The organism is Arthrobacter ipis, assembly GCF_014694315.1.
Classification (GTDB): Bacteria; Actinomycetota; Actinomycetes; order Actinomycetales; family Micrococcaceae; genus Arthrobacter; species Arthrobacter ipis.
In genome coordinates this window covers 243670-266246 of sequence record NZ_JAAOXD010000001.1, presented here as the reverse complement: position 1 = coordinate 266246, position 22577 = coordinate 243670, and the positions used below count along the sequence as shown (strand labels likewise).

Below are 22577 nucleotides of genomic sequence, written 5' to 3'. Positions count from 1 at the left end.
CGTACGGAAAGGCCGGGCTCACATTGTTAAGTGTGAACCCGGCCTCACTGCCATGCCTTGAAGGGCTCAGCCTTAGCGGGCTGCAGAGCCTTCCACGTAGTCCTCGTCCTGCTGCTGCCAGGAGAACAGGGAGCGCAGCTCGCGGCCAACGCCCTCGATCGGGTGGGACTCAGCCTTGGCACGCAGTTCCTTGAACTCGACACCGCCGTTGTCCTGGTCTTCGATGAAGCGCTTGGCGAAGGCACCGGACTGGACGTCCGCGAGGACGGCCTTCATGTTTTCCTTCACCTCAGGGGTGATGACGCGCGGGCCGGAGACGTAGTCGCCGTACTCGGCGGTGTCGGAAACGCTCCAGCGCTGCTTGGCGATGCCGCCTTCCCACATGAGGTCAACGATGAGCTTGAGCTCGTGCAGCACCTCGAAGTAGGCGATCTGCGGCTGGTAGCCGGCTTCAGTCAGGGTCTCGAAGCCGTACTGGACCAGCTGGGACACGCCGCCGCACAGGACAGCCTGCTCACCGAAGAGGTCGGTTTCGGTCTCTTCGGTGAAGGTGGTCTTGATGACGCCGGCGCGGGTGCCGCCGATGGCCTTGGCGTAGGACTTGGCCAGGTCCCAGGCGGAACCGGAAGCGTCCTGCTCCACGGCGATGATGTCCGGGATGCCACGGCCGGCTTCGAATTCGCGGCGGACCGTGTGGCCCGGGGCCTTCGGGGCGATAAGGATGACGTCGACGCCTTCCGGTGCCTCGATGTAGCCGAAGCGGATGTTGAAACCGTGCGCGAAGGCGAGGGCCTTGCCCGGGGTCAGCTTGTCCTTGATGGAGTCGTTGAAGATCGAGCGCTGGTGCTGGTCGGGCGCCAGGATCATGATGACGTCGGCCCATTCGGCGGCGTCAGCAACGTTCTTGACCGTGAAGCCTGCGTCCTCGGCCTTGGCGATGGACTTGGAGCCTTCCTTGAGCGCGATGACAACCTCGACGCCGGAATCGCGCAGGTTCTGCGCGTGGGCGTGGCCCTGGGAGCCATAGCCGACAATGGCTACCTTGCGGCCCTGAATGATCGACAGGTCTGCGTCGTCGTCGTAAAACATTTCAGTCACTTGCGTAACTCCTCTTGAGTGGATTTCTTGTAGATGTATGTCTGTGGTGCTGCGTTTCCAGGCGCTGCACAGCGCCTCAGCTGAACTCTAGGCGGAGCGCAGGGCCCGATCACTCATGGAGCGGGATCCCCGTCCAACGGCCAAGGTGCCGGACTGCACAATTTCGCGGATACCGAAGGGCTCCAGCACTGAGAGCAGTGCCGTGAGCTTTTCGGGGTGGCCAGTTGCTTCAATGACCACCGAGTCGGTGGAGACGTCGACCACTGAAGCGCGGAACAGGTCTGCAGCCTGGGTCACCTGCAGACGAGTTGCGGCATCCGCACGTACCTTGACCAGGATGTGGTCGCGCTGTACGGAAGATTCGGAAGTCAGTTCAACAATCTTGATCACGTTGATCAGCTTGTTCAACTGCTTGGTGACCTGTTCGATCAGGTCACCGTCGGCGTTGACGACGACGGTCATCCGGGAGATGCCCGGAACTTCCGTCGGGCCGACGGCCAGGGAATTGATGTTGAAGGCGCGGCGGGCGAAAAGGCTGGCCACGCGGGTCAGCACACCGGGCTTGTCTTCGACCAGAACGGACAGTGTGTGGCGGCTCATGATCAGTCCTCCTCTTCCCATTCGGGGGTCATGTTGCGGGCAACCTGGATCTGGTCGTTGCTGACCCCGGCGGGCACCATCGGCCACACCATGGAGTCGGGGCTGACCACGAAGTCGATGACCACGGGGCGGTCATTGATTTCCAGCGCCTTCTGGATTGTTGCGTCGATGTCCTCGGCCCGCTCGCACCGGAAGGAGGCGCAGCCGTAGGCCTCGCCTAGTTTGACGAAGTCGGGGATGCGGATGGTCTCGTGGCCGGTGTTCAGGTCCGTGTTGGAGTAGCGGCCTTCGTAGAAGAGGGTCTGCCACTGGCGCACCATGCCCAGCGAGGAGTTGTTGATGACAGCAACCTTGATGGGGATGTTGTTGATGGCGCAGGTAGCCAGTTCCTGGTTGGTCATCTGGAAGCAGCCGTCGCCGTCGATGGCCCAGACCACACGGTCCGGCTCGCCAACCTTGGCGCCCATGGCGGCCGGAACGGCGTAGCCCATGGTGCCGGCACCGCCGGAGTTCAGCCAGGCATGCGGACGCTCGTACTTGATGAACTGCGCAGCCCACATCTGGTGCTGTCCCACACCGGCAACGTAGATGCCCTCGGGGCCGGTCAGGGCGCCGATCCGCTCGATGACCCGCTGCGGTGCAGTCAGGCCGTCCTCGGGTTCGGTCCAGCCCAGCGGGTAGGTGTCCTTCAGGTTGTTCAGGAAGGCCCACCAGTTGGCCAGGTCCGGGGTTCCGGAGGCGCCGAACTGGGTCCGGACGGCTTCCGTCAGTTCCGGAATGATCTCCTTCACGGAACCCACGATGGGAACGTCGGCCGTGCGGTTCTTGGAGATTTCCGCGGGGTCGATGTCGGCGTGGATGACCTTGGCGTTGGGCGCGAAGGTCTTCAGGACACCGGTGACGCGGTCGTCAAAGCGCGCGCCCAGGGTCACCAGCAGGTCCGCTTGCTGCAGGGCGGTAACAGCCGAAACCGTGCCGTGCATGCCGGGCATGCCCACGTGCTGCGGGTGCGAATCCGGGAAGACACCGCGGGCCATGAGCGTCGTGACCACCGGCGCGCCGGTCAGTTCGGCCAGCTCGCGCAGTTCAGCCGCGGCGTGGGCCTTGACCACACCGCCGCCCACGTACAGCACGGGCTTGCTGGCGGCAGAGATCAGCTTGGCGGCCTCACGGACCTGCTTGTTGTGGCCGCGGACCACGGGGCGGTAGCCCGGCAGGTCGATCTTGGGCGGCCAGGAGAACGTCATCTGTCCCTGCTGGGCGTCCTTGGCGATGTCAACCAGGACCGGGCCCGGACGTCCGGTCGAGGCGAGGTGGAAGGCCTCGGCCATGACGTGGGGAATGTCGTTGGGGTCCGTCACCAGGAACGAGTGCTTGGTGATGGGCATGGTGATGCCCACGATGTCGGCTTCCTGGAAGGCATCGGTGCCGATCACTCCGCTGGAGACCTGGCCGGTGATGGCCACGAGCGGAACAGAGTCCATGTGGGCATCCATGATGGCGGTGACGAGGTTGGTGGCACCCGGGCCCGAGGTGGCGATGCAGACGCCCACCCGCCCGGTAACCATGGCGTAGCCTTGCGCGGCGTGGCCGGCTCCCTGTTCGTGACGGACCAGAACGTGGTTCATTTTGGAGGCCATCAAGGGGTCGTAGGTGGGCAGGATCGCGCCACCGGGCAAACCGAAAATGTCGTCGACACCGAGTTCTTCGAGCGAACGGACAATTGCTTCTGAGCCGGTCATCACCGTCGGGGGTACGACGTTGTTCGGCCCAAGGACAGGAGAGGCGGCTGCAGCAATGTCGACCCCGGCCTCAGCCGGCTTGTCGACGCGGTCCGGAGCCTTGGCGGCTCCAGCGGACTTTGAAGCCATCAGCGAGGGGCTGATGGGCGATCCTTTGCTCATCGAACTCTTCCTTAGTGGATCTTGAATTGGTGTGGTGCTAGGGAAAACTGAACGTTCCGTCCCGCCCGGAAAATAAAAAAACCCCTCAGCCTGGTGGCTTTTCGAGGGGTTGCGCGTGACAGTTCGTTACCAGTCGGGCTATGGAGCCACGCGCTTGGTAAGTACGACGACGGTGCCGACGGTAACGAAGATCATGCGTTCAGTTTTCCCTCTGGTGGATAGCGTGTCAACGAAGCGGCAGGCCATCTCACCATGTGGACATCATTGTCCACTAATTGATCCTTCCCTAGGGATCGAACTGCACCCGCCCCCTGGGGGCGGCAGGGCTTAATAAGGGTGATGCCGAGGGGCCCGTTGCAGGAGGCGCTCAGCGCCTCCTGCAACGGGAAGGCATCACCCGCAATAGGCGCCGGTGGAGGCGCTGTGTACCAGCTTGGCGTACTTGGCCAGCACACCCTTGGTGTACCTGGCCGGCAGCGGCGCCCAGCCTTCCCTGCGGGATTCGAGTTCTGCGTCGTCTACGAGCAGGTCGAAGCTGCGGGCGGCGATGTCCACGCGGATCCGGTCGCCATCCTTGACGAAGGCGATGGGGCCGCCGTCGACCGCCTCGGGGGCAACGTGGCCAATGCAGAGGCCGGTGGTACCGCCGGAGAAGCGGCCGTCGGTGAGCAGCAGGACATCCTTGCCCAGGCCTGCACCCTTGATGGCGCCGGTGATGGCGAGCATCTCGCGCATGCCCGGACCGCCCTTGGGGCCTTCGTAGCGGATCACCACGACGTCGCCCTTGTGGATGGCGCCGTTGTCGAGCGCGTCCAGAGCGCCTTGCTCGCGTTCAAAGACGCGCGCAGTGCCCTCGAAGACGTCGGCGTCGAAGCCGGCGCTCTTCACGACGGCACCTTCGGGAGCCATGGAGCCGTGCAGAATGGTGATGCCGCCGGTCTTGTGGATGGGGTTGTCCAGCGCGCGGAGGATCTTGCCGTCGACGTCCGGCGGGTTGATGGCCTCGAGGTTTTCCGCAACCGTCTTGCCCGTGACGGTCAGGCAGTCGCCGTGCAGCAGGCCGGCGTCGAGCAGTGCCTTCATGATCACCGGGACGCCGCCGATCTTGTCGACGTCTGTCATGACGTAGCGGCCGAACGGTTTCAGATCACCCAGGTGCGGGATCTTGTCGCCAATGCGGTTGAAGTCGTCCAGGGTCAGTTCGACCTCTGCCTCGCGGGCGATCGCCAGCAGGTGCAGGACGGCGTTGGTGGACCCGCCGAAGGCCATGGTGACGGCGATGGCGTTTTCGAAGGCCTTCTTCGTCATGATGTCGCGAGCCGTGATGCCGTGGCGGAGCAGGTTGACAACGGCTTCGCCGGACTTGCGGGCGAATTCGTCACGACGGCGGTCTGCCGAGGGCGGGGCTGCGGAGCCGGGCAGGGACATGCCCAGGGCCTCGCCGATGCAGGCCATGGTGTTCGCGGTGTACATGCCGCCACAGGCGCCCTCACCGGGGCAGATGGCTTTCTCGATGCGGGTGAGGTCTTCCATGCTCATCTTGCCCGCGGCGCACGCACCGACGGCTTCGAAGGCGTCGATCAGGGTGACTTCCTTCTCGGAGCCGTCCTCCAGCTTGACCCAGCCCGGCATGATGGAGCCGGCGTAGAGGAATACGCTGGCGAGGTCCAGGCGCGCAGCGGCCATGAGCATGCCCGGGAGCGACTTGTCGCAGCCGGCCAACAGCACGGAGCCGTCGATGCGCTCCGCCTGCATGACGGTCTCCACCGAGTCGGCGATGACTTCGCGGGAAACCAGGGAGAAGTGCATGCCCTCGTGGCCCATGGAGATCCCGTCGGACACGGAGATGGTGCCGAACTGCATCGGAAAGCCGCCGCCGGCGTGGACGCCTTCCTTGGCGCCCTGGGCCAGCCGGTTCAGGGAGAGGTTGCAGGGAGTGATTTCATTCCAGGAGCTCGCGACGCCGATCTGGGGCTTGGCGAAGTCGTCGTCGCCCATTCCCACGGCCCGGAACATTCCACGGGCCGGAGCTGCGTGAATGCCGTCCGTGACAACCCGGCTCCGGGGCTTGATGTCAGGCTTGTTATCGGTTGCGATCTGGGTGTCCTCACTCATGGGTCAAAGTCTATGACTCCTGCAAGGCCGCCAACGACCGGAAGTGGCCGTTTTGGCCCAATTTCCGGAAAATTCCGATCAAATGGTGGACTCACGTCTCACATTTTGGGACGCGAGGGCTGCGTGCCCTCTCCCCCACTGGCGTTGACAAGCCTAGACAGCCCTATTGACAGCGACGTACCGTCAAGCAACGGCAACCACGTGTGACGGATGAAAGGCTTTGCTATGGAGTGGATTATCTGGGTCCTTGTCATCGTTTTGATCATTGCCGTTGTCTGGTGGCTGCTGAACCGGAACTCGGGAACGTCAGCCGACGCGGCAAGGACGGAACAGGCGGCGCCCCGTGCCGGAGCCTCTCCCGCAGCGCCAACCGGAACGCAAGAGACGCCGTCGGCCCTTTCCGCCGCAGCAGCGGCGGCGGGGCCTCCGCCAGCCACCACCCGGACCGTACCGGAAACAGGGCGCCTGGCGGAGCCAGACGCGGAACCGGACGCCGGGCCGGCGGCTGCGGAAGCCGCGCCGCTGGTCGGCCAGCCCGCCCCTGCGTCCACGCGCCCGGACCCCGAGGACTTGGAACCGGACATCGAATCCTGGGAAGCCGCCACCGCCCGCCCCTCCCCGGCGCGGTCCGCCGGAGGAGATGTTGACGACTGGGACGACGACCAAGATAAGGCCGAATGGGATGCCCAGTGGTCGGATGCCGGCAGCGCAGAAACAGTCAGTGCAGAAACAGTCAGTGCAGAACCAGGCAGTGCCGCGGCAGGCAGGCCCACCCAGCCCGCAGCACAAGAGCCCGCAGCCCCGACGCATCACGCGGAGTACACGGACCCGCATGCTCCCACCCTGCCGGGCGCGGAATCCGCGGCAGCCGAATCGATGGACGCCGAGGCCGAAACCCGGCAGCGGATCCAGTCCTCCGCCGCCACGGAAGCCGGAGCCAGCCACGAGGCCCTGCCGCATCACCGCGAACCCCAGCCGCATCACCTGGAACAGGGCTTCGGCGCCGAACGTGGTTTCGGCGAACAGCCCATCCACCGTGAACGGGTCGCCGATGTGAGTGCAGCAGCGGCAGGGGACCAGCCGTATGGCGAGGGATCGGCCGCGCCCGCCGCAGACGGCAGCGCCCCGGACGGATACGCCGTCAAGGGCGATGTGAGCGCCATGACCTATTACGACGAAGACAGTGCCGGCTACGAGGACGCCCGGGCGGAAGTCTGGTTCCAGTCCCCGGCCCACGCCGAGGCTGCCGGGTTCCGGGCGCCTCGGCGGTCCCGGCGCTAACGCCCACGCGGCGGCGGCAGATTGCGGACGGAGTAGGCGTATGGCACGCAAGCACCCCGGGAAACCCGCAACGGCTGCCGCCGCCACGCCCCCGGCCGTGACGGCGCGGACGTATTCCGCCCTCGCATTGCCCCTGGCCCTGGCGTTGTCCCTGTCCGGCTGCACCGGCGACGGCGGTCAGCCTGCCCCGGGCAGCACCCGCTCCGCGGCCAACAGGGCTCCCGCGACATCCGCCCCCGGCTCCGGCACACCGGGAACGGGTATCCCGGATAAGAGTGCAGGGGCCGCTTCCAGCGCGGCTCCGACACCGCCGCGGGCACCGGAAGTGCGGACCAGGATCGAAGGCCTGCAGATTCCCTGGTCGACGGTGTTCCTACCGGACGGCACGGCCGTCATCTCCGAACGCGATTCCGCCCTGGTCAGATCGGTCCGGGACGGCAAGGTCAGCACCATCGGGGCCGTCCCCGGCGTCGTTCCCGGCGGTGAGGGCGGATTGCTGGGCCTCGCACTGTCGCCCGGCTTCGCCTCTGACCGCTATCTCTACGCCTACTTCACGGCGGCGGATGACAACCGGATTGCCCGCATGCGCCTGGAAGGCAGCGCGGCAGCCGGCGGTGTGGGCTTCCGCTTGGGTGAGCCGGAGGTGATCTTCTCCGGCATGTCCAAGGCCTCCACCCACAACGGCGGCAGGATCCGCTTTGGCCCGGACGGGTTCCTCTACGTCGGCACGGGAGACTCGCAGCGGCGGGAGCAGCCTCAGGACCGGAACGCGCTGGGCGGCAAGATCCTGCGGATCACCAAGGACGGCGCCCCCGCGCCCGGCAATCCCTTCCCGGACAATCCTGTCTACAGCCTTGGCCACCGGAACGTGCAGGGCCTGGCATGGGACAGCCAGGGGCGGCTTTGGGCCAGCGAGTTCGGACCCGACGTCAATGACGAACTCAACCTGATCCAGCCCGGAGGAAACTACGGCTGGCCGGAAGTCACTGGAGCACCCCACCGCGACGGCTTCATCGACGCCAAGATTGTCTGGCCGTCCACCGCAGACTCCTCCCCCAGCGGACTCGAGATTGTCGGCAGCACGGCCTACCTTGGCGCGCTGAGGGGCGAGCGCCTCTGGGCTGTCCCGCTCAAGGGCGAAAACGCCGGCAATCCTGTGGGCTATTTCACGGGGCAGTTCGGGCGGATCAGGAACGTTTCGCTGGCCCCAAACGGAGAGTTATGGGCTCTCAGTAACAACCAAAACCCTGATTTCGCGCTGATTTTGCGGATTCCGGGCTAAGCGGCACCTCCGGCCCACCCCGATTTCACACCAGCCAAAAGTTCGTGTAGAGTTTCATGTCGTTGCGGAGGTCAACGAGGGAAATAAAAGCCCTCGGAGGAACGAAACAGCAGATGCACCTCTAGCTCAATTGGCAGAGCAATTGACTCTTAATCAATGGGTTCCGGGTTCAAGTCCCGGGGGGTGCACCACCGAAGCCCCGCCTTCCAGGCCACAAGCCTGAAGGCGGGGCTTTCTCGTTCCCTCGGCCTGGCCTCAGGCTCCCCGGCGCGCCAGCGGAGGAACCTAGTCCGGCGCGCTGCCCGAGGATCCCCTGACCTGCAGCGCGCTGCTGACCAGATGCCTCCGGCGGGTCCAGCCGACCTATGCCGCGGCCCTTGCCCACTTTGTGGCCGCGTTGGAGAGCGGCAAAGCGGCCGACGGCGGTTCAGCCGTCACGCCGTCACTCGAGGATGGTTTGAAGGCCCAGGCCATCGCCGAAGCGGTAACGCTGTCCCTGCGCACCGGCAGAACCGAGACGATCCAGTACTGACGAGCCGAACCCCTGCGCCCCGAGGGGCGCAGGGGCGTACCCGGGCGACGAGCAGCCGGACCTAATTCTGAGCGGCCGCCCCGGCAGGCGTCCTCAGCTGCCGTGATTCGCCCCGGTTACGCTCCTGGCGGGAACATGGGCAATCAAGGCCAGCGTCGCGCCGATGAGGACCAGGTTCTTCATGACGAACTCACCGTCCTCCGTCAGGAGCAGAGGGTCACCGTCGGAAAACATCAGCCCGGGCAGCATCAGGAAGGTCAGGAACGTTCCACACAGGTGCACGGCCAGGACGGGGAGGGCCAGGCGAAGGGCAACCCCGGTAACGAGCGCCGCGCCGAGCAGCACTTCAACTGCGCCGAGAACAGGCACCACCACGCGCGGATCAGCCCAGGGCAGGGTCCCGGCGACCATACCCGCAACCGGCGATACGCCTGCCACTTTCAGCGCACCGAACCATATGAACAGGACGCCAAGCAGAATACGCAGCGAGGACAACGCCGCTGGGCGCAGCACCTGGACGAGGCGGGCATCGGCAGCACCCCCAAGACGCACCAGAAGCCCACCCCCGCGCAGCAAAGTTTTCATCGTGTTCCCTCCCTGACATTGGGGCAGCCGCCTCCCCGCTTATTGGATGCAGGGAGGCTATGGGAGGGCCCTTATGTTTTCCTTTGGCACGCAGGCGCAGTGCGGGTCCCCGCAGGCGCCGGGCCAGGCTCTTCCCTCGTCAGCCCGCCGCCTCGAGCGCCACCCGCACCGGCTCCCGGGACTGCAGCGATACCTGGGCAGCGTCGGCCACCATGGACGCTGCGACGGCGTCCTCCGGTGTGCACGGGTTCTGCCGCTGCCCCAGCACTACTTCCACGAAGGCCGCCATCTCGGCACGGTATGCCGTGTGGAACCGCTCGGCGAACGTCAGGTGCGGCGGCCCCGCCGGAAAATCGATCCCGGGCTCGGCAGAAGACATCGCCATCTGCTCATCCATCCCCACCATGACGGACCCTGCGGATCCCTGGAGTTCCAGCCGGACGTCATGGCCCGCCCCGTTGTAGCGGGTGGCCGAGACCGTTCCGACGCTGCCGTCGTCGAACGTCACCACAGCCAGCGCGGTATCGACGTCGCCCACGGCACCGATTGCGGGGTCACCGTTGTTGGACCCCTTGGCGAAAACCTCCACGATTTCCTTGCCGGTGAGCCACCGGAGGATATCGAAGTCGTGGACGGAGCAATCGCGGAAGAGCCCGCCGGACGTCGCTAGGAACTCCACCGGCGGCGGCGTCATGTCGCAGGTGACCGCCCTGACCGTGTGGAGCCATCCCAGCTCCCCGGCGTCGAAGGCGCGCTTGGCCTCCAGGTAACCCGGATCGAACCGGCGCTGGTGGCCGATCTGCACAGTGCCGCCCGTGGTCCGGATGTGGTCGAGCACGGGCAGTGATTCCTCGACGTTAACAGCGACGGGCTTTTCGCAGAACACCGGGATTCCCGCGTCCACTCCGGCCCTGATCAGGTCCGGATGCGTGGCCGTTCCCGTGGCGATGACCAGTCCGTCGACGCCCGAGTCAAGCAAGGCTTGAACGGACGGAAGGAACCCGGCGCCGATTCCGCCGGCCAGGGAACGGGCGTGCTCTTCGGCAACGTCAGTCAGCTTGAGCTGCACCGAGGTGCCCTGCGGCCCCATCACACCGTTCAGGCCAGTGATGTTCCGAGCGTGCATGGCGCCGATGCGGCCGACGCCCACAAGTCCCAGGGTTACTTCTTTCATGCTGCTCCTTGTCACGTCTCCCCTACTGCGGTGCCCGGCCGGTGTCCGCAGTGGAGTCAGTCACGCCGGCGACCTCTGCCTGGACCTGCTTTACGACGTCCCCGTGGCCACCGAGCTGTTCGAGTTCGTGGGCCAGTTCGGCCAGTTCGGCGCCGCCTGCCATCTGGGCGGTGAGTTCGTCGAGGGTGATGTCCTTCTTGTCGTAGTAGCCAATCGACCTGCCGCGCTTGAGCAGCAGGAACCGGTCACCGACGGGGAAGGCATGGTGCGGGTTGTGGGTGATGAAGATGACGCCCAGTCCGCGGTCGCGGGCCTGCAGGATGTAGCGCAGCACCACGCCGGACTGCTTCACGCCCAGGGCTGCCGTTGGCTCGTCCAGGATCAGGACCTTCGCACCGAAGTACACGGCGCGGGCGATTGCGACACACTGGCGTTCGCCGCCGGAGAGCTGGCCGATGGGCTGCTCAACGTCGCGCAGGTCGATGCCCATGTCCGCCAGTTCCTTCTTGGTGATGTCCTTCATGGCCTGGACGTCCATGCGCTTGAAGGGACCGAAGCCCGTGGTCAGCTCGGAGCCGAGGAAGAAGTTCCGCCAGATGGGCATCAGGGGAACGACTGCGAGGTCCTGGTAGACGGTGGCGATGCCGGCATCCAGGGCGTCACGGGGTGAACCGAATTTCCGCTCCTCGCCCATGATGTGGAGGACACCCTCGTCATGCTGGTGCAGGCCGGCGATGATCTTGATCAGCGTGGACTTGCCCGCGCCGTTGTCCCCGAGCACGCAGGTCACCCTGCCGTTGTCCACGGCCATCGTGACGTCCGTGAGGGCCACGATGTTGCCGTAGTGCTTGCCCACGCTGTCCAGTGAGAGCAGGTGCACCGGGGTGTGGGTCAGCGGGTCCGTCTCGTCGCGGAGGAGTTCCTGCTGGTCGATTTGTTTGGCGTCCATGGTGTTCAGCCCTTACTTGAGTCTGCGCGGCGCTTGACGATCAGGTTCACGATGGTGGCCAGGAGCAGCATCAGGCCCAGGAAGAACTTGAACCAGTCCGGGTTCCACTGCGCGTAGACGATGCCCTTGTTGGCCATGCCGAAGATGAAGGCGCCGATCGCGCCGCCCACAGCGGATCCGTAGCCTCCGGTCAGCAGGCACCCCCCGATGACGGCGGCGATGATGTAGAGGAATTCGTTGCCCACGCCCTCGCCGGACTGCACGGCGTCGAATGCGAACAGGTTGTGCATGCCCAGGATCCAGCCGCAGAAACCCACGGCCATGAAGAGGCCGATCTTGGTCGCCTTGACGGGAACACCCACGGCGCGGGCGGCGTTGGCGTCGCCGCCGACGGCGAAGATCCAGTTGCCCACCTTCGTGCGAAGCAGCACCCAGGACGCGATGGCAACCAGGGCGATCCAGATGAAGACGGTGTTCTTCACGTCCACGCCGCCGATGTTCACCGACGAGGAGAAGATGGCCTGCGCGGACTCATAGCCGTCCATGTTGGAGATGGACGGTGATGAGACGCCGCCGCCGATCATGCGTGTCAGACCCAGGTTCAGGCCGGTCAACATGAGGAACGTGGCGAGCGTGACGATGAAGCTGGGGAGCTTGGTCTTCATGAGGATCCAGCCGTTAATGAAACCGATGCTCAGCGACACAACAAGCGCCAGGATCACACCGATCCAGACGTTCATGCTGAAGTACCAGCTGAACATCGACGCCGTGAGCGCGGAGCTGATGACTGCGACGCCTGTGGACAGGTCGAACTCGCCGCCAATCATCAGCAGCGATACCCCCACCGCCATGATGCCGATGGTCGAGGAACCGTAGAGCACGGTGGCGAACGCGTTCGGCTGGGTAAAGGTCTGGGACACCGCAGCAAAGAATATGAAAAGGACGATGGCTCCCACAAGGGCGCCCACCTCGGGACGGCCAAGCAGCTTCTGCAAAGGATTGCGCCTGCCGACACGTTCGTCGGTCACCGCCGGTTTGGAAATGGTCTGGGTCATGGTCATTGGAATGCTCCTTGCTGCCGGTCCGGCGTTTCCGCCGGACCGGGGCTGGCGGACTGCTAGCGGATACCCTGCTGGGCGAAGGTGAGGGCGTTGGCTGCGCCGGCCTTGTCCACGATGGTGGGGCCGGTCAGGACGGGCTGGCCGCCGCCGATCTTGAAGCCGCCGCGCTTGGCCTGCCACAGCGCGTCCACCGAGCCGTAGCCCTGCAGCCACGGCTGCTGGTCAACGGTGAATTCAACGGCGCCATCGGCGATCTTCTGGGCGAGCTCGGCGTTCATGTCGAAGGAAGCCACCTTGGCTTTGCTGCCGGCCGTGGTCACCGCCTTGAGGATGGTCAGCGTGTAGGGCGCACCCAGCCCGATGATGACGTCGGCATCAGCGGTGGCCTGCAGTTTGGCGGTCACTGTGGATGACACCTGGGTCATGTCCGTGCCCTGCACGTAAAGGATCTCGGTGGCCGGAACCTTCGACTTCACACCCGCACAGCGGGCTTCGAGGCCGACGTGCCCCTGCTCCTGGATAACGCAGACAGGGTGCTTGAGTCCGAGGGAGTTGAGCTTGTCGCCCACTGCTTCACCGGCGAGTTTCTCATTGGAACCGAAGTGCGTGAACGCGCCGAGCTGGGCGAAAACGGATTCACCGGCGTTGAGGCTCACTACGGGGATGCCGGCATCGGTGGCCTTCTTCAGGGCGTCCTTCAGGGCGTCCGGCTTGGCCAGGGTCACGGCGATGCCGTCCACCTTCTGGTCCACGGCCTGCTGGATCAGCTGGGCCTGGCGGCCGCCTTCGGGGTCCGAGGTGTAGAGCAGCTCAACATTGTCCTTTGCGGCGGCTTCCTCAGCGCCCTTGCGGACAATGTCCCAGAACGTGTCTCCGGGAGCGGCATGCGTGATCAGGGCCACCTTGATCCGTGGCGTCGACGCAGCCTGCCCGCCGCCTCCGGCGTTTGCGTTCTCCTCCGGCCTGCCACCACTGGACGAACACGCGCTGAGAGCCAGCATCGGCACGACGGCGGCTACCAGCGCCGCCCTCCGCCATGAAAATTTCTTCACCGAAAATCTCCTTTGATTCGGGTTCCGGCCGTGCCACGCCCCACCGGCCGGAATGTTGATATCTCTGATCATCGTGACTCGGGTCACAGTTGTCAATCTTTGTCCTAACATTAGGACGATATTAGTTTTGCTGCTGAGCTACTTCGACCGTGAAGGCGTCCCGGAAGGCCGAAAGAGCCTTGTCCCCCGCGGCGACCCCTGAACCGCCCGACGCAGCCGCCTCAAGGCCGATGACGCCCGAGTAGCCGACGCCGGCGAGCGCCTTGGCGACGGCACTGTAGTTGACCTCCCCCGTTCCGGGCTCGAAGCGGCCGGGGACATCGGCCACCTGAATTTCCCCGATCCACGGCTGCGCCCCGCGGACAAGTTCAATGAGGTTTCCTTCGCCGATCTGGGCATGGTAAAGATCCAGCATCATCCTCACGTGCGGGTGGTCGGCCGCGGACACCAGCGCCAGGGTGTCCTTGGCCCGCGCCAGCGGTATGCCCGGGTGGTCCAGGACTGTGTTGAGGTTCTCAAGCGCAAAGACCACACCATGCCGCTCACCGAGCCGTCCCAGCCGCTCCAGAGTGCGGAGGCCGGTCAGCCACATCTGGCCGGTGGAGCGGTGAAGGGGCCGCACGGAAACCCCGCCGTCGCCGAGTTCCGCCGGATGCACCACCATGCGCTCGACACCCAGCTCCAACGCAGTGGGGATGAGTTTCTCCGCCGATTCAACGACCCGGTCCGCGCTATCCGGGTCAATGAGGCTGCCGCCGAAGTAGCCGCTCATGGAGGAGAAGCGGGCACCCGTCGCGGCGAGTGCCGGAATGTCCCGGTTCCGCGTGTCCCAGAGTTCCACCTCGAACCCCTGCCCGTGTATGCGCTGCACCCGCTCGACGAGGGGCAACTCGCCGTAGATCATTTCGGCGCATGCTGCCAGCCGAAAGCTCATGCGCCCGGACCTGTGAGATGCAATCCCGTGAGCTGCAGCCCGGGCTCGGCCGCCTGCAGGTGGGCCACAGCCGAAACGTCCACCGGGAGGCCGGTCTCGTGCGACCGGATCGCCGCCAGTGCCACGGCGAGCGCGTTGCGGGCATCGATGCCGCCGGGGACCGCTGTTCCGCCCGCTGCGCGTCCGGCCCGGCGGGCCGCAACGCCCTCGACGAAGCGCGCAAGCTCAGCTGTGTAGGCGTCGTGGAAGAGGTCAATGTTCAGCCGCACGGTGTCCGAGGCAATGCCCGCGGCGGTGTAGCTCACGGCACTCGATGCCTGCGGCCCGCCGGCGGCCACCATGCCCGCGGATCCGAACACCTCGCCCCTCACGTCATAGCCATACAGGGCGTTGAAGTTGGCTTCGGCCACCGCGATGGCACCGTTGCTGTAGGTCACCGTGACCACCGCCGTGTCCAGCAGGCCTCCGGCTTTCGCTTCCGGCGCCACCAGGGCGTCAGCCACCGCGTGCACCTTAACCGGAACCGCTCCCGGGTTCAGCCAGTTCAGGGTGTCGAAATCATGGATCAACGTTTCCAGGAAGATCGTTCCGGGCGCGATCCGCTCCGGAGAAGAGATTCCGGCCGCGGTGCCCGGGTCCCGGGTGAGGGACCGCAGCAGCTGCGGGGTGCCCACCGCGCCGTCGTCGATGAGTCTCCGGGCGGCGGCGAAGTCCGCTGCGAAGCGCCGGTTGAAGCCAAACTGGACGTTGACCCCGGCGGCGTCCGCGGCGGCCAGCGCCTCATCCAGTTCTTCGACAGTGCGGCCGCCCGGCTTTTCGCAGAAGACGTCTTTCCCGGCCCGGGCAGCAGCTGCGATGAGACCTGAATGGAACCTTGCCGGCGATGCCACCAGGACCGCGTCAATGTCGGGGTCGCCTATGACGTCCGCCGGATCTGCGGTGATTCTGGCAACGCCGAGCTTGCCTGCCAGTGCCTCGGCGGCGGGAAGGGCGGGGTCAGCGATGGCGTCCAGCCGCGCATTGGGAATCCGGTATGCCACCGACTCGGCATGGAAGGCGCCGATCCATCCGGCTCCAATCAGGCCGAGGCGGACGGGGCGGTTGTCACCGGCCGGTTGCTGGATGTAGGTCATGTTGCAATCCTCTTTTCAGGGCACCTAGATCGTTCTAGTGAAACGATAGTGGCACAGTTATTGGCCAGCTGTCTAGATCGTTCTATAGACTGCTGGCAGCAAGGAGGCACATGTCTGAACAGCAACGGCGCCCCACGCTCGTGGACGTAGCGCGGGCGGCCGGCGTATCGCGGGCCCTGGTTTCCATCGTGATGCGCGGCGCCCCCGGCGCGGCCGAAGCCACACGGCAGAAAGTGCTGGACGCCGCACACGAACTCGGCTACCGGCCCGACAGCCGTGCCCGGCTGCTGCGCAGCACCCGGACCAAACTCCTGGGTCTCAGCTTCTCCACGGGCCACGCGTTCCACGCCGAGATTGTGGACGCCGCGTACGCCGAGGCCAGCGCCAAGGGCTACGAACTCGCGCTGGGCGGCGTCACCAGCGGCAGGCCAGAGGCCCGGACCATCGAGGCTCTGCTGGACTTCGGGTCCGAGGCACTGATCCTGATCTCGCCCACGCTCAGCAGCGAGGAACTGGCCCGGTACGCCGGCCAGGTGCCGGTGGTGAGCCTGCTCCGCAACGACGTCGGCGAACTCGCCGACTCGGTGAGCAGTGACGATTACGAGGGCATCCGGATGGCGGTGGAACACCTCGTGTCCCTGGGGCACCGGCGGATCGTCCATGTCGACGGCGGCACCGCGGTCTCCGCCGAACCGCGCCGGTCAGCCTTCCGGGCGGAGATGGAACGCCGTGGCCTGGAGCCGGCCATCATTGCTGGCGGCGCGATGGAGGAAGACGGGATGGCTGCCGGCAATTCCCTCGGCCCGGACATGCCGACGGCGGTCATTGCCTTCAACGACAGGTCAGCCCTGGGACTCATCGAGAGTCTCCGGGCGCAGGGCCTGAAGGTCCCTGCGGATGTGTCAGTGCTGGGCTACGACGACAGCCAGTTCGCGCGGCTCAGCTATGTGCAGCTGTCCTCGATCAGCCAGGACGCTCCGCTTCTTGCAGCAGCAGCCGTGGACCGCGCTGTGGCCCGGATTGAGGGAACGCAGCCGCCTGGCCATGTGGTCCGGACCCCGCATCTGGTTGCGCGCAGGACCACGGCCACTCCCGCTGCCGGCGGGTAGCCGCCGGTGCAGGTGGTAGCCGCCGGCTAGGAGTTTGCCTCGACGGTCAGCCCGGCGTCAGCTCCGGCCACAATGGCGCTGGTCTCAGGCGATGCAAAGCGCTTGGCCAGCTCCCGGACCACGGCCTGGAGTTCCTGGCGGAGCCGATCCGGGTCGATGGATGCCGCGGCCAGGACCGACCGCTCCATGTCTGCCGCAGCCATGACGGCTTCGGTGCCGCGCTCCGTGAGCGAAACGACGTGGCTGCGCCGGTCCGACGTGCTGCGCTGGCGCACGATGTGCCCGTGCGACTCGAGGCGACTCAGCGTCTTGCCCATGGTCTGGGCCTGCACCCGGACAAGCTGGGCAAGCTGCGCCTGCGTCATGGGGCCGCTGTTGTAGAGCACCTCGATGGCGATGACGCCGGCATGGGTCAGGCCAATGGCACCCAGCTTTTCGTTCCAGGAGTGCTCTACGAGGCGGGCCGCCGTGGACAAGAGGCGCCCTGTGGGCCAGCGATCCATATCAGGCATACCACCAAGTATAACTAAGCCTGATTAGTACCCGGCACGACGCCTCACTAAGCTGGAATGTCCTGCACGAAAACAAGGAGAGAACGTTGGCTGAAAAACTCACGCCGGGCGACACCGCCCCCGGCTTCACACTGAAGGATGCAACGGGAGCAGACGTCAGCCTCAGCGACTTCCGCGGCCGGAATACCATAGTTTATTTCTACCCGGCCGCCGCCACGCCCGGATGCACCAAGCAGGCCTGCGACTTCCGCGGCCGGAATACCATAGTTTATTTCTACCCGGCCGCCGCCACGCCCGGATGCACCAAGCAGGCCTGCGACTTCCGGGACAGCCTGGCATCCCTTCAGGCTGCCGGCTACGAAGTGCTGGGGATCTCGCCCGACCCCGTAGGCAAGCTGGCCAGCTTTGCCGACGCGGAGGGCCTCACCTTTCCCCTCCTGTCGGACGAAGACCACGCCGTTGCCGAGGCATACGCCGCGTGGGGCGAGAAGAAGAACTACGGCCGGACCTACGAGGGCCTCATCCGTTCCACCGTGGTGGTGGACGGGGACGGCAAAGTTGCCGTGGCCCAGTACAACGTCCGTGCCACCGGACACGTCGCCAAGCTGCGCAAGGACCTGAAGCTCGCGGACGCCTAACAACCCGGACCGCGCCTAACAACCCAGCCCCGCGAAAGCGGCGCCTGCCGCAGGGACCGCACAGGTGACGGTACAATTGAGGCTGGCATCCGCCGTCGTACGTCTTCCTGCTGGTGACAGCAGGCAGGGCATCAGGCGGAGCCGGGCGCGAGTGGTGAAATTGGCAGACACGCAGGATTTAGGTTCCTGTGCCTTCGGGCGTGGGGGTTCAAGTCCCCCCTTGCGCACAAAAGTAAGAGAGTAGGAAATCCCGGGTTACCGCCCGGGATTTCTTCGTTTAACGGGCCGTCCGCGAGGCCGCCAGAAAATTTTTCGCGGTTCACCCATCCGCTGCTGCCGGCCAGGCGAATACCCAGTGAGACACCGCCCAACAGCCTGGAACCACAGGCCGGTGCCCCACAGTCGGAAAAGGATCACCGAGGGCTCCGCAGCCCCTCCGATCCCGTTCGTCGGCACAACTAAGGAGAATCGAAATGCAGTCTTTCAAGCGCTCAACCTTTACCGTCGCAGGCATTGCAGCGGCAGCTCTGCTCAGCCTCACCGCCTGCGGCGGCTCCGCCGGCACGTCCGGCAGCTCGTCTGCGGCCGCCGAGCCGTCCGCCTCCAGCATGGCGCCGTCACCGTCAGAGACCTCGACGGCGGCCATGGATCCGGCGACCAACCTCGCCGGGCCGGGTTGTGCCGACTACGCCAAGCAGGTCCCCAGCGGCAAGGGTTCCGTCGCCGGCATGGCCCTTGACCCCGTGGCCGTCGCAGCCTCGAACAACCCTTTGCTAAAGACCCTGACAGCCGCCGTCTCCGGCAAGCTGAACCCCAAGGTCAACCTCGTCGACACGCTGAACGGCAGCGAGTTCACGGTGTTCGCGCCTGTTGACGATGCTTTCGCCAAGGTCGACGCCGCAACGATCGAGACCCTGAAGAAGGACGATGCCCTCCTGAGCAAGATCCTCACGTACCACGTGGTCCCCGGCCAAATCACCCCGGACAAGATCGTGGGCACGCACAAGACCGTTCAGGGCGGCTCGGTAACCGTGACCGGGACCAAGGATGCCCTCAAGGTGGACGGCGCCAACGTGATCTGCGGCGGCGTCCAGACGGCGAACGCCACCGTTTACCTCGTGGACTCGGTACTGATGCCAAAGTAGTCGTTGGGCCTGATCCGGGAGTCGTCCCGGGCAGAGGCCGCGGTTCGCACCCGACAGTGCGGACCGCGGCCTTTTGCCGCTCCGGGCCCCGGCGTGTCCTGGCGCACGCGTAAGCCAGTGGCCCGCGATCCGTCAATTAGACTGGGTGGCGGGCAACAGCCGCCCACGCGCACCCAGCAGTCCAGAGGTGGTAATCGAGTGCCCAGCAGCAGTATCCCGCGCCGTACGGCCCTCAAGACCGGCGCCGTCCTTCTGGGCCTGTCACTCACTTCCTGCACGAGCGAAGCCCAGCCCACGCCGTCGTCAGTTGCGGCAAGCACCACAACAGCAGCCGCTGCCCCCTCGGCGACCTTCACGTTCGGCACTGCCTCGCAGCCTCTGGGCCTTGACCCCGCACTGGCCAACGACGTCGAATCGCAGCGGGTCACCAGACAGATCCTGGAAGGGCTGGTGGGCGTCGACCAAACAACGGGCGAGCCTACGCCGCTGCTTGCAACTCAGTGGACGGAATCGCCGGACGGCCTGGTCTATACGTTCACCCTTCGCCCGGGCATCAGGTTTCACGACGGTTCCCCCTTCAACGCCGACGCCGTCTGCACCAACTTCGACCGCTGGTTCAACTTTTCCGAAGCCCTTCGGATGCAGGCTCCGGGAACCACCTTCAAGGGAGTCTTCAAGGAGCACGCCGACCATCCGGAGCTGTCCGTCTTCAAATCCTGCACCGCCCTGTCGGCGCTGCGGGTGCGGATCAGCCTCACGGAACGCTTCACCGGCTTCCTGCAGGCCCTGACGCTTCCCGCGTTTGCCATCTCCTCCCCCAAGGCACTCGCCGCCGGGAAGGCCGATCAGCCCAGCCTGCGGCGCGGCAGCCAGGCACTTTCCGCTTACGCCACGCATCCCGTGGGCACCGGCCCCTTCCGCTTCTCCGCCTGGGACAGCGCGGGAGTCACACTCGTGGACAACAAGGAGTACTGGGGCGCCCGGGGACAGATCGCCACCCTCAAATTCGTCACCTACGACCACCCGCAGACGCGGCTGCAGGCCCTGCTGGACGGCAGGATCGACGGCTATGACTCCGTGACGGTGGGAAACTTCGACCAACTGGTCAAGCGCGGCAAGCAGATCATCCAGCGGGACCCGTTCTCGGTGATGTATCTCGGCATGAACCAGGCAATTCCGGTACTCAAGGACCTCAAGGTCCGCCAGGCCATCGAGCTGGCCATCGACAAGGACACGCTGATCCGGCGCTTCTTCATCGACAACACCGCCCAGGCCTCGCAGTTCGTTCCGCCCAAGCTAAGCGGGTTCAACAACAACGCACCCGCACTCGGCTATGACCCCCGCAAAGCGAAGGAACTCCTGGCAGAGGCCGGCTACAAGGGCCAGGCCCTGAAGTTCTACTACCCCATGAACGTCACACGGCCGTACCTGCCCACCCCGGAGAAGGTCTATGCAGAGATCAGCCGCCAGCTCACGGCGGTGGGCCTGAACATCCAGCCAGTCCCCGTGGACTGGACGGACGGCTACCTGCAGAAGGTGCAGAACCCCGGCGACCATGCGCTGCACCTGCTCGGCTGGAACGGCTCCTATTCCGACGCTGACAACTTCCTCGCCCCGCTCTTCGGCGAGAAGAACGGCGAGTTCGGGTACCAGGACCCGCAGGTATTCTCCAAGATCGACCGCGCCCGGGGACTCCCGGACGGCCAGGAGCGCACGCAGCAGTACCAGACCATCAACGCCCAGATCGCGGAGTCCCTGCCCGCCGTCCCCATCGCTTTCCCGATCTCCGCCCTGGCCCTGTCCGACCGGGTGATCAGCTATCCCGCCTCGCCGGTATTAAATGAAGTTTTCACGAAGGTCCAGCTGAGGTCTTGACGCCGGGGCGCAATTTCAGTTAGAGGGCGGTACAGGGATATTCTGTGACAGCCAGAGCCGCCTACGGGAGACTGATTGTGACTTTCATTTCCAAGACCCAACATGCCGACGTCGTCCTTATTGGCGGCGGCATTATGAGCGCCACGCTGGGTGCGTTCATCAAGCAGCTCGAACCCAACTGGACCGTCTCGCTGTTCGAGCGGCTCGACGAGGCCGGCCTGGAGAGCTCAGGACCGTGGAACAACGCGGGCACGGGGCACGCCGCGCTGTGTGAGCTTAATTACTCCCCCGCAGCCAAAGACGGCTCGGTCAATCCGGCCAAGGCACTGCACATCAACGAGCAGTACCAGCTGTCCCGCCAGTTCTGGTCCCACCTGGTGGACAACTCCCTGATCGGCTCGCCCAAGGGCTTCATCAACACGGTTCCGCACATGAGTTTCGTCATCGGCGACGACAACTCCACCTTCCTCAAGACCCGGTACAACGCGCTCAAGGAGCACACCCTGTTCCGGAGCATGGAGTACTCCGAGGACTTCGCGCAGATCGCCAAGTGGGCGCCGCTGATCGTCAAGGGCCGCGACACGAAGCAGCGCGTCGCCGCCACCCGCGCCGCCGAAGGCACCGACGTCGACTTCGGTGCCCTGACCCGGGAGCTCACCGGCTACCTGGCCCACAACGGCGTCGAAATCAACTACGGCCACAACGTCACCGATCTCCGCAGGGCGTCCGACGGCGGCTGGGACCTTTCGCTCAAGCACCCCGCTTCCGGTGAGCGCGGCAGCATCCGGGCCAAGTTCGTCTTCGTCGGCGCGGGCGGCGGAGCGCTGCACCTGCTGCAGGCTTCCGGCATACCCGAAAGCAAGGGCTTCGGCGGGTTCCCGGTTTCCGGCCAGTTCTTCCGCTGCACGGACCCGTCCCTCGCGTCCCAGCACAACGCCAAGGTCTATGGACAGGCTTCCGTCGGCGCACCGCCCATGTCCGTGCCGCACCTGGACACGCGCTACGTCAACGGCAAGCGCTCCCTCCTGTTCGGCCCGTACGCCGGCTTCTCGACGAACTTCCTGAAAAACGGCAGCTACCTCGATCTCCCGCTGTCCATCCGGCCGAGCAACATCATCCCGATGCTCGCCGTGGCCAAGGACAACATGGACCTGACGGCCTACCTGGTCAAAGAGGTGGCCAAGCGCCACGGTGACAAGGTGGAGGCGCTGCGCGAGTACTACCCCGAAGCCAAGGACGGCGACTGGGAACTCATCACCGCCGGCCAGCGCGTGCAGATCATCAAGAAGGATCCGAAGAAGGGCGGTGTGCTGCAGTTCGGCACCGAGGTGATCGCCGCCCGCGACGGTTCCGTCGGCGCCCTCCTCGGAGCTTCCCCGGGAGCCTCCACGGCCGTGCCCATCATGATCGAGCTCCTGCAGAAGTCCTTCCCCAAGAACTTCAAGGGCTGGCAGTCCAAGCTCAAGGAAATGATGCCGGGCTACGGCGTCAAGCTCAACGAAAACCCGGAGCTGGCGGCCGAGCTCGAGAAGGCCACCGCCAAGAGCCTCCAGCTGGAAGCATCGCCCGCAGTCCAGAGGTGACCGTCCAGCGCTGAC

20 protein-coding genes and 2 tRNA genes are annotated in these 22577 nt (G+C 65.5%); 10 read left to right on the top strand and 12 right to left on the bottom strand.

All coding sequences use genetic code 11. From position 1 onward, the window contains the following. Positions 1-72: 72 nt before the first annotated feature. The 4 genes from ilvC to ilvD all read right to left on the bottom strand — a co-directional run bounded on the left by ilvC (position 73) and on the right by ilvD (position 5717). Complete coding sequence (ilvC, locus tag G9E11_RS01160; protein ID WP_190602221.1) at positions 73-1098, bottom strand: ketol-acid reductoisomerase; 1026 nt, start codon at positions 1096-1098, stop codon at positions 73-75. A gap of 87 nt (positions 1099-1185) precedes the next feature. Further along, positions 1186-1698, bottom strand: coding sequence for an acetolactate synthase small subunit (gene ilvN, locus G9E11_RS01155; RefSeq protein ID WP_190602218.1), 513 nt, complete (start codon positions 1696-1698; stop codon positions 1186-1188). Between the two features lie 2 nt (positions 1699-1700). Beyond that, positions 1701-3602, bottom strand: coding sequence for an acetolactate synthase large subunit (locus G9E11_RS01150; RefSeq protein WP_190602216.1), 1902 nt, complete (start codon positions 3600-3602; stop codon positions 1701-1703). Between the two features lie 393 nt (positions 3603-3995). Next, complete coding sequence (gene ilvD / locus G9E11_RS01145) at positions 3996-5717, bottom strand: dihydroxy-acid dehydratase (RefSeq protein ID WP_190602213.1); 1722 nt, start codon at positions 5715-5717, stop codon at positions 3996-3998. Between the two features lie 225 nt (positions 5718-5942). On the opposite strand from ilvD, the gene G9E11_RS01140 reads away from it, so the two are divergent. The 4 genes from G9E11_RS01140 to G9E11_RS20740 all read left to right on the top strand — a co-directional run bounded on the left by G9E11_RS01140 (position 5943) and on the right by G9E11_RS20740 (position 8812). Then, positions 5943-6998 carry a sunset domain-containing protein gene (locus tag G9E11_RS01140; protein WP_246468631.1) on the top strand — a complete coding sequence of 352 codons (1056 nt, stop codon included), beginning with the start codon at positions 5943-5945 and terminating at the stop codon, positions 6996-6998. A 40-nt stretch (positions 6999-7038) separates the two neighbouring features. Continuing rightward, positions 7039-8280: a PQQ-dependent sugar dehydrogenase gene (locus G9E11_RS01135; RefSeq protein WP_190602209.1), complete on the top strand. Its 1242-nt coding sequence runs from the start codon at positions 7039-7041 to the stop codon at positions 8278-8280. A gap of 115 nt (positions 8281-8395) precedes the next feature. Continuing rightward, a tRNA-Lys gene (locus tag G9E11_RS01130) sits at positions 8396-8471 on the top strand. 197 nt (positions 8472-8668) lie between these two features. Then, a complete protein-coding gene (locus tag G9E11_RS20740; protein ID WP_194717740.1) occupies positions 8669-8812 on the top strand; it encodes a hypothetical protein in 144 nt (47 codons plus the stop codon). A 93-nt stretch (positions 8813-8905) separates the two neighbouring features. Here G9E11_RS20740 and G9E11_RS01125 read toward each other — a convergent pair whose 3' ends face one another. From G9E11_RS01125 to G9E11_RS01095, 7 genes are all read right to left on the bottom strand, one after another. Next, entirely contained in the window at positions 8906-9397 is a 492-nt protein-coding gene (locus G9E11_RS01125) for a DoxX family protein (RefSeq protein WP_190602207.1), read from the bottom strand. 139 nt (positions 9398-9536) lie between these two features. After that, positions 9537-10571 carry a Gfo/Idh/MocA family protein gene (locus G9E11_RS01120; RefSeq protein WP_190602205.1) on the bottom strand — a complete coding sequence of 345 codons (1035 nt, stop codon included), beginning with the start codon at positions 10569-10571 and terminating at the stop codon, positions 9537-9539. Between the two features lie 22 nt (positions 10572-10593). Continuing rightward, entirely contained in the window at positions 10594-11520 is a 927-nt protein-coding gene (locus tag G9E11_RS01115; protein WP_190602203.1) for an ATP-binding cassette domain-containing protein, read from the bottom strand. Between the two features lie 5 nt (positions 11521-11525). Next, a complete protein-coding gene (locus G9E11_RS01110; RefSeq protein ID WP_190602200.1) occupies positions 11526-12581 on the bottom strand; it encodes an ABC transporter permease in 1056 nt (351 codons plus the stop codon). Positions 12582-12637: 56 nt separating this feature from the next. Continuing rightward, complete coding sequence (locus tag G9E11_RS01105) at positions 12638-13633, bottom strand: substrate-binding domain-containing protein (RefSeq protein WP_190602198.1); 996 nt, start codon at positions 13631-13633, stop codon at positions 12638-12640. 121 nt (positions 13634-13754) lie between these two features. Then, positions 13755-14567, bottom strand: a complete 813-nt coding sequence (locus tag G9E11_RS01100; protein ID WP_190602196.1) for a TIM barrel protein — start codon at positions 14565-14567, stop codon at positions 13755-13757. Next, the gene (locus G9E11_RS01095) at positions 14564-15700 is read right to left on the bottom strand and encodes a Gfo/Idh/MocA family oxidoreductase (RefSeq protein ID WP_190602194.1); all 1137 of its coding nucleotides are present in this window, start codon (positions 15698-15700) and stop codon (positions 14564-14566) included. The genes G9E11_RS01100 and G9E11_RS01095 overlap by 4 nt, the downstream gene beginning before the upstream one ends. A 110-nt stretch (positions 15701-15810) precedes the next feature. Here G9E11_RS01095 and G9E11_RS01090 point away from each other — a divergent pair, with 110 nt between their 5' ends. After that, the gene (locus tag G9E11_RS01090; RefSeq protein ID WP_190602193.1) at positions 15811-16809 is read left to right on the top strand and encodes a LacI family DNA-binding transcriptional regulator; all 999 of its coding nucleotides are present in this window, start codon (positions 15811-15813) and stop codon (positions 16807-16809) included. A gap of 26 nt (positions 16810-16835) precedes the next feature. Here G9E11_RS01090 and G9E11_RS01085 read toward each other — a convergent pair whose 3' ends face one another. Continuing rightward, positions 16836-17312 carry a MarR family winged helix-turn-helix transcriptional regulator gene (locus tag G9E11_RS01085; protein WP_102972116.1) on the bottom strand — a complete coding sequence of 159 codons (477 nt, stop codon included), beginning with the start codon at positions 17310-17312 and terminating at the stop codon, positions 16836-16838. Positions 17313-17407: 95 nt separating this feature from the next. Here G9E11_RS01085 and G9E11_RS01080 point away from each other — a divergent pair, with 95 nt between their 5' ends. The 5 genes from G9E11_RS01080 to G9E11_RS01060 all read left to right on the top strand — a co-directional run bounded on the left by G9E11_RS01080 (position 17408) and on the right by G9E11_RS01060 (position 22562). Next, positions 17408-17959: a peroxiredoxin gene (locus G9E11_RS01080; RefSeq protein ID WP_190602191.1), complete on the top strand. Its 552-nt coding sequence runs from the start codon at positions 17408-17410 to the stop codon at positions 17957-17959. A 145-nt stretch (positions 17960-18104) separates the two neighbouring features. Beyond that, positions 18105-18186: transfer RNA gene (locus G9E11_RS01075), tRNA-Leu, on the top strand. A 246-nt stretch (positions 18187-18432) separates the two neighbouring features. Beyond that, on the top strand, positions 18433-19104 hold the full coding sequence (locus G9E11_RS01070; protein ID WP_190602189.1) for a fasciclin domain-containing protein: 672 nt from the start codon (positions 18433-18435) through the stop codon (positions 19102-19104). A 198-nt stretch (positions 19105-19302) separates the two neighbouring features. After that, complete coding sequence (locus G9E11_RS01065) at positions 19303-20979, top strand: ABC transporter substrate-binding protein (protein ID WP_190602187.1); 1677 nt, start codon at positions 19303-19305, stop codon at positions 20977-20979. Positions 20980-21056: 77 nt separating this feature from the next. Further along, a complete protein-coding gene (locus G9E11_RS01060; protein ID WP_190602185.1) occupies positions 21057-22562 on the top strand; it encodes a malate:quinone oxidoreductase in 1506 nt (501 codons plus the stop codon). Positions 22563-22577 lie beyond the last annotated feature (15 nt).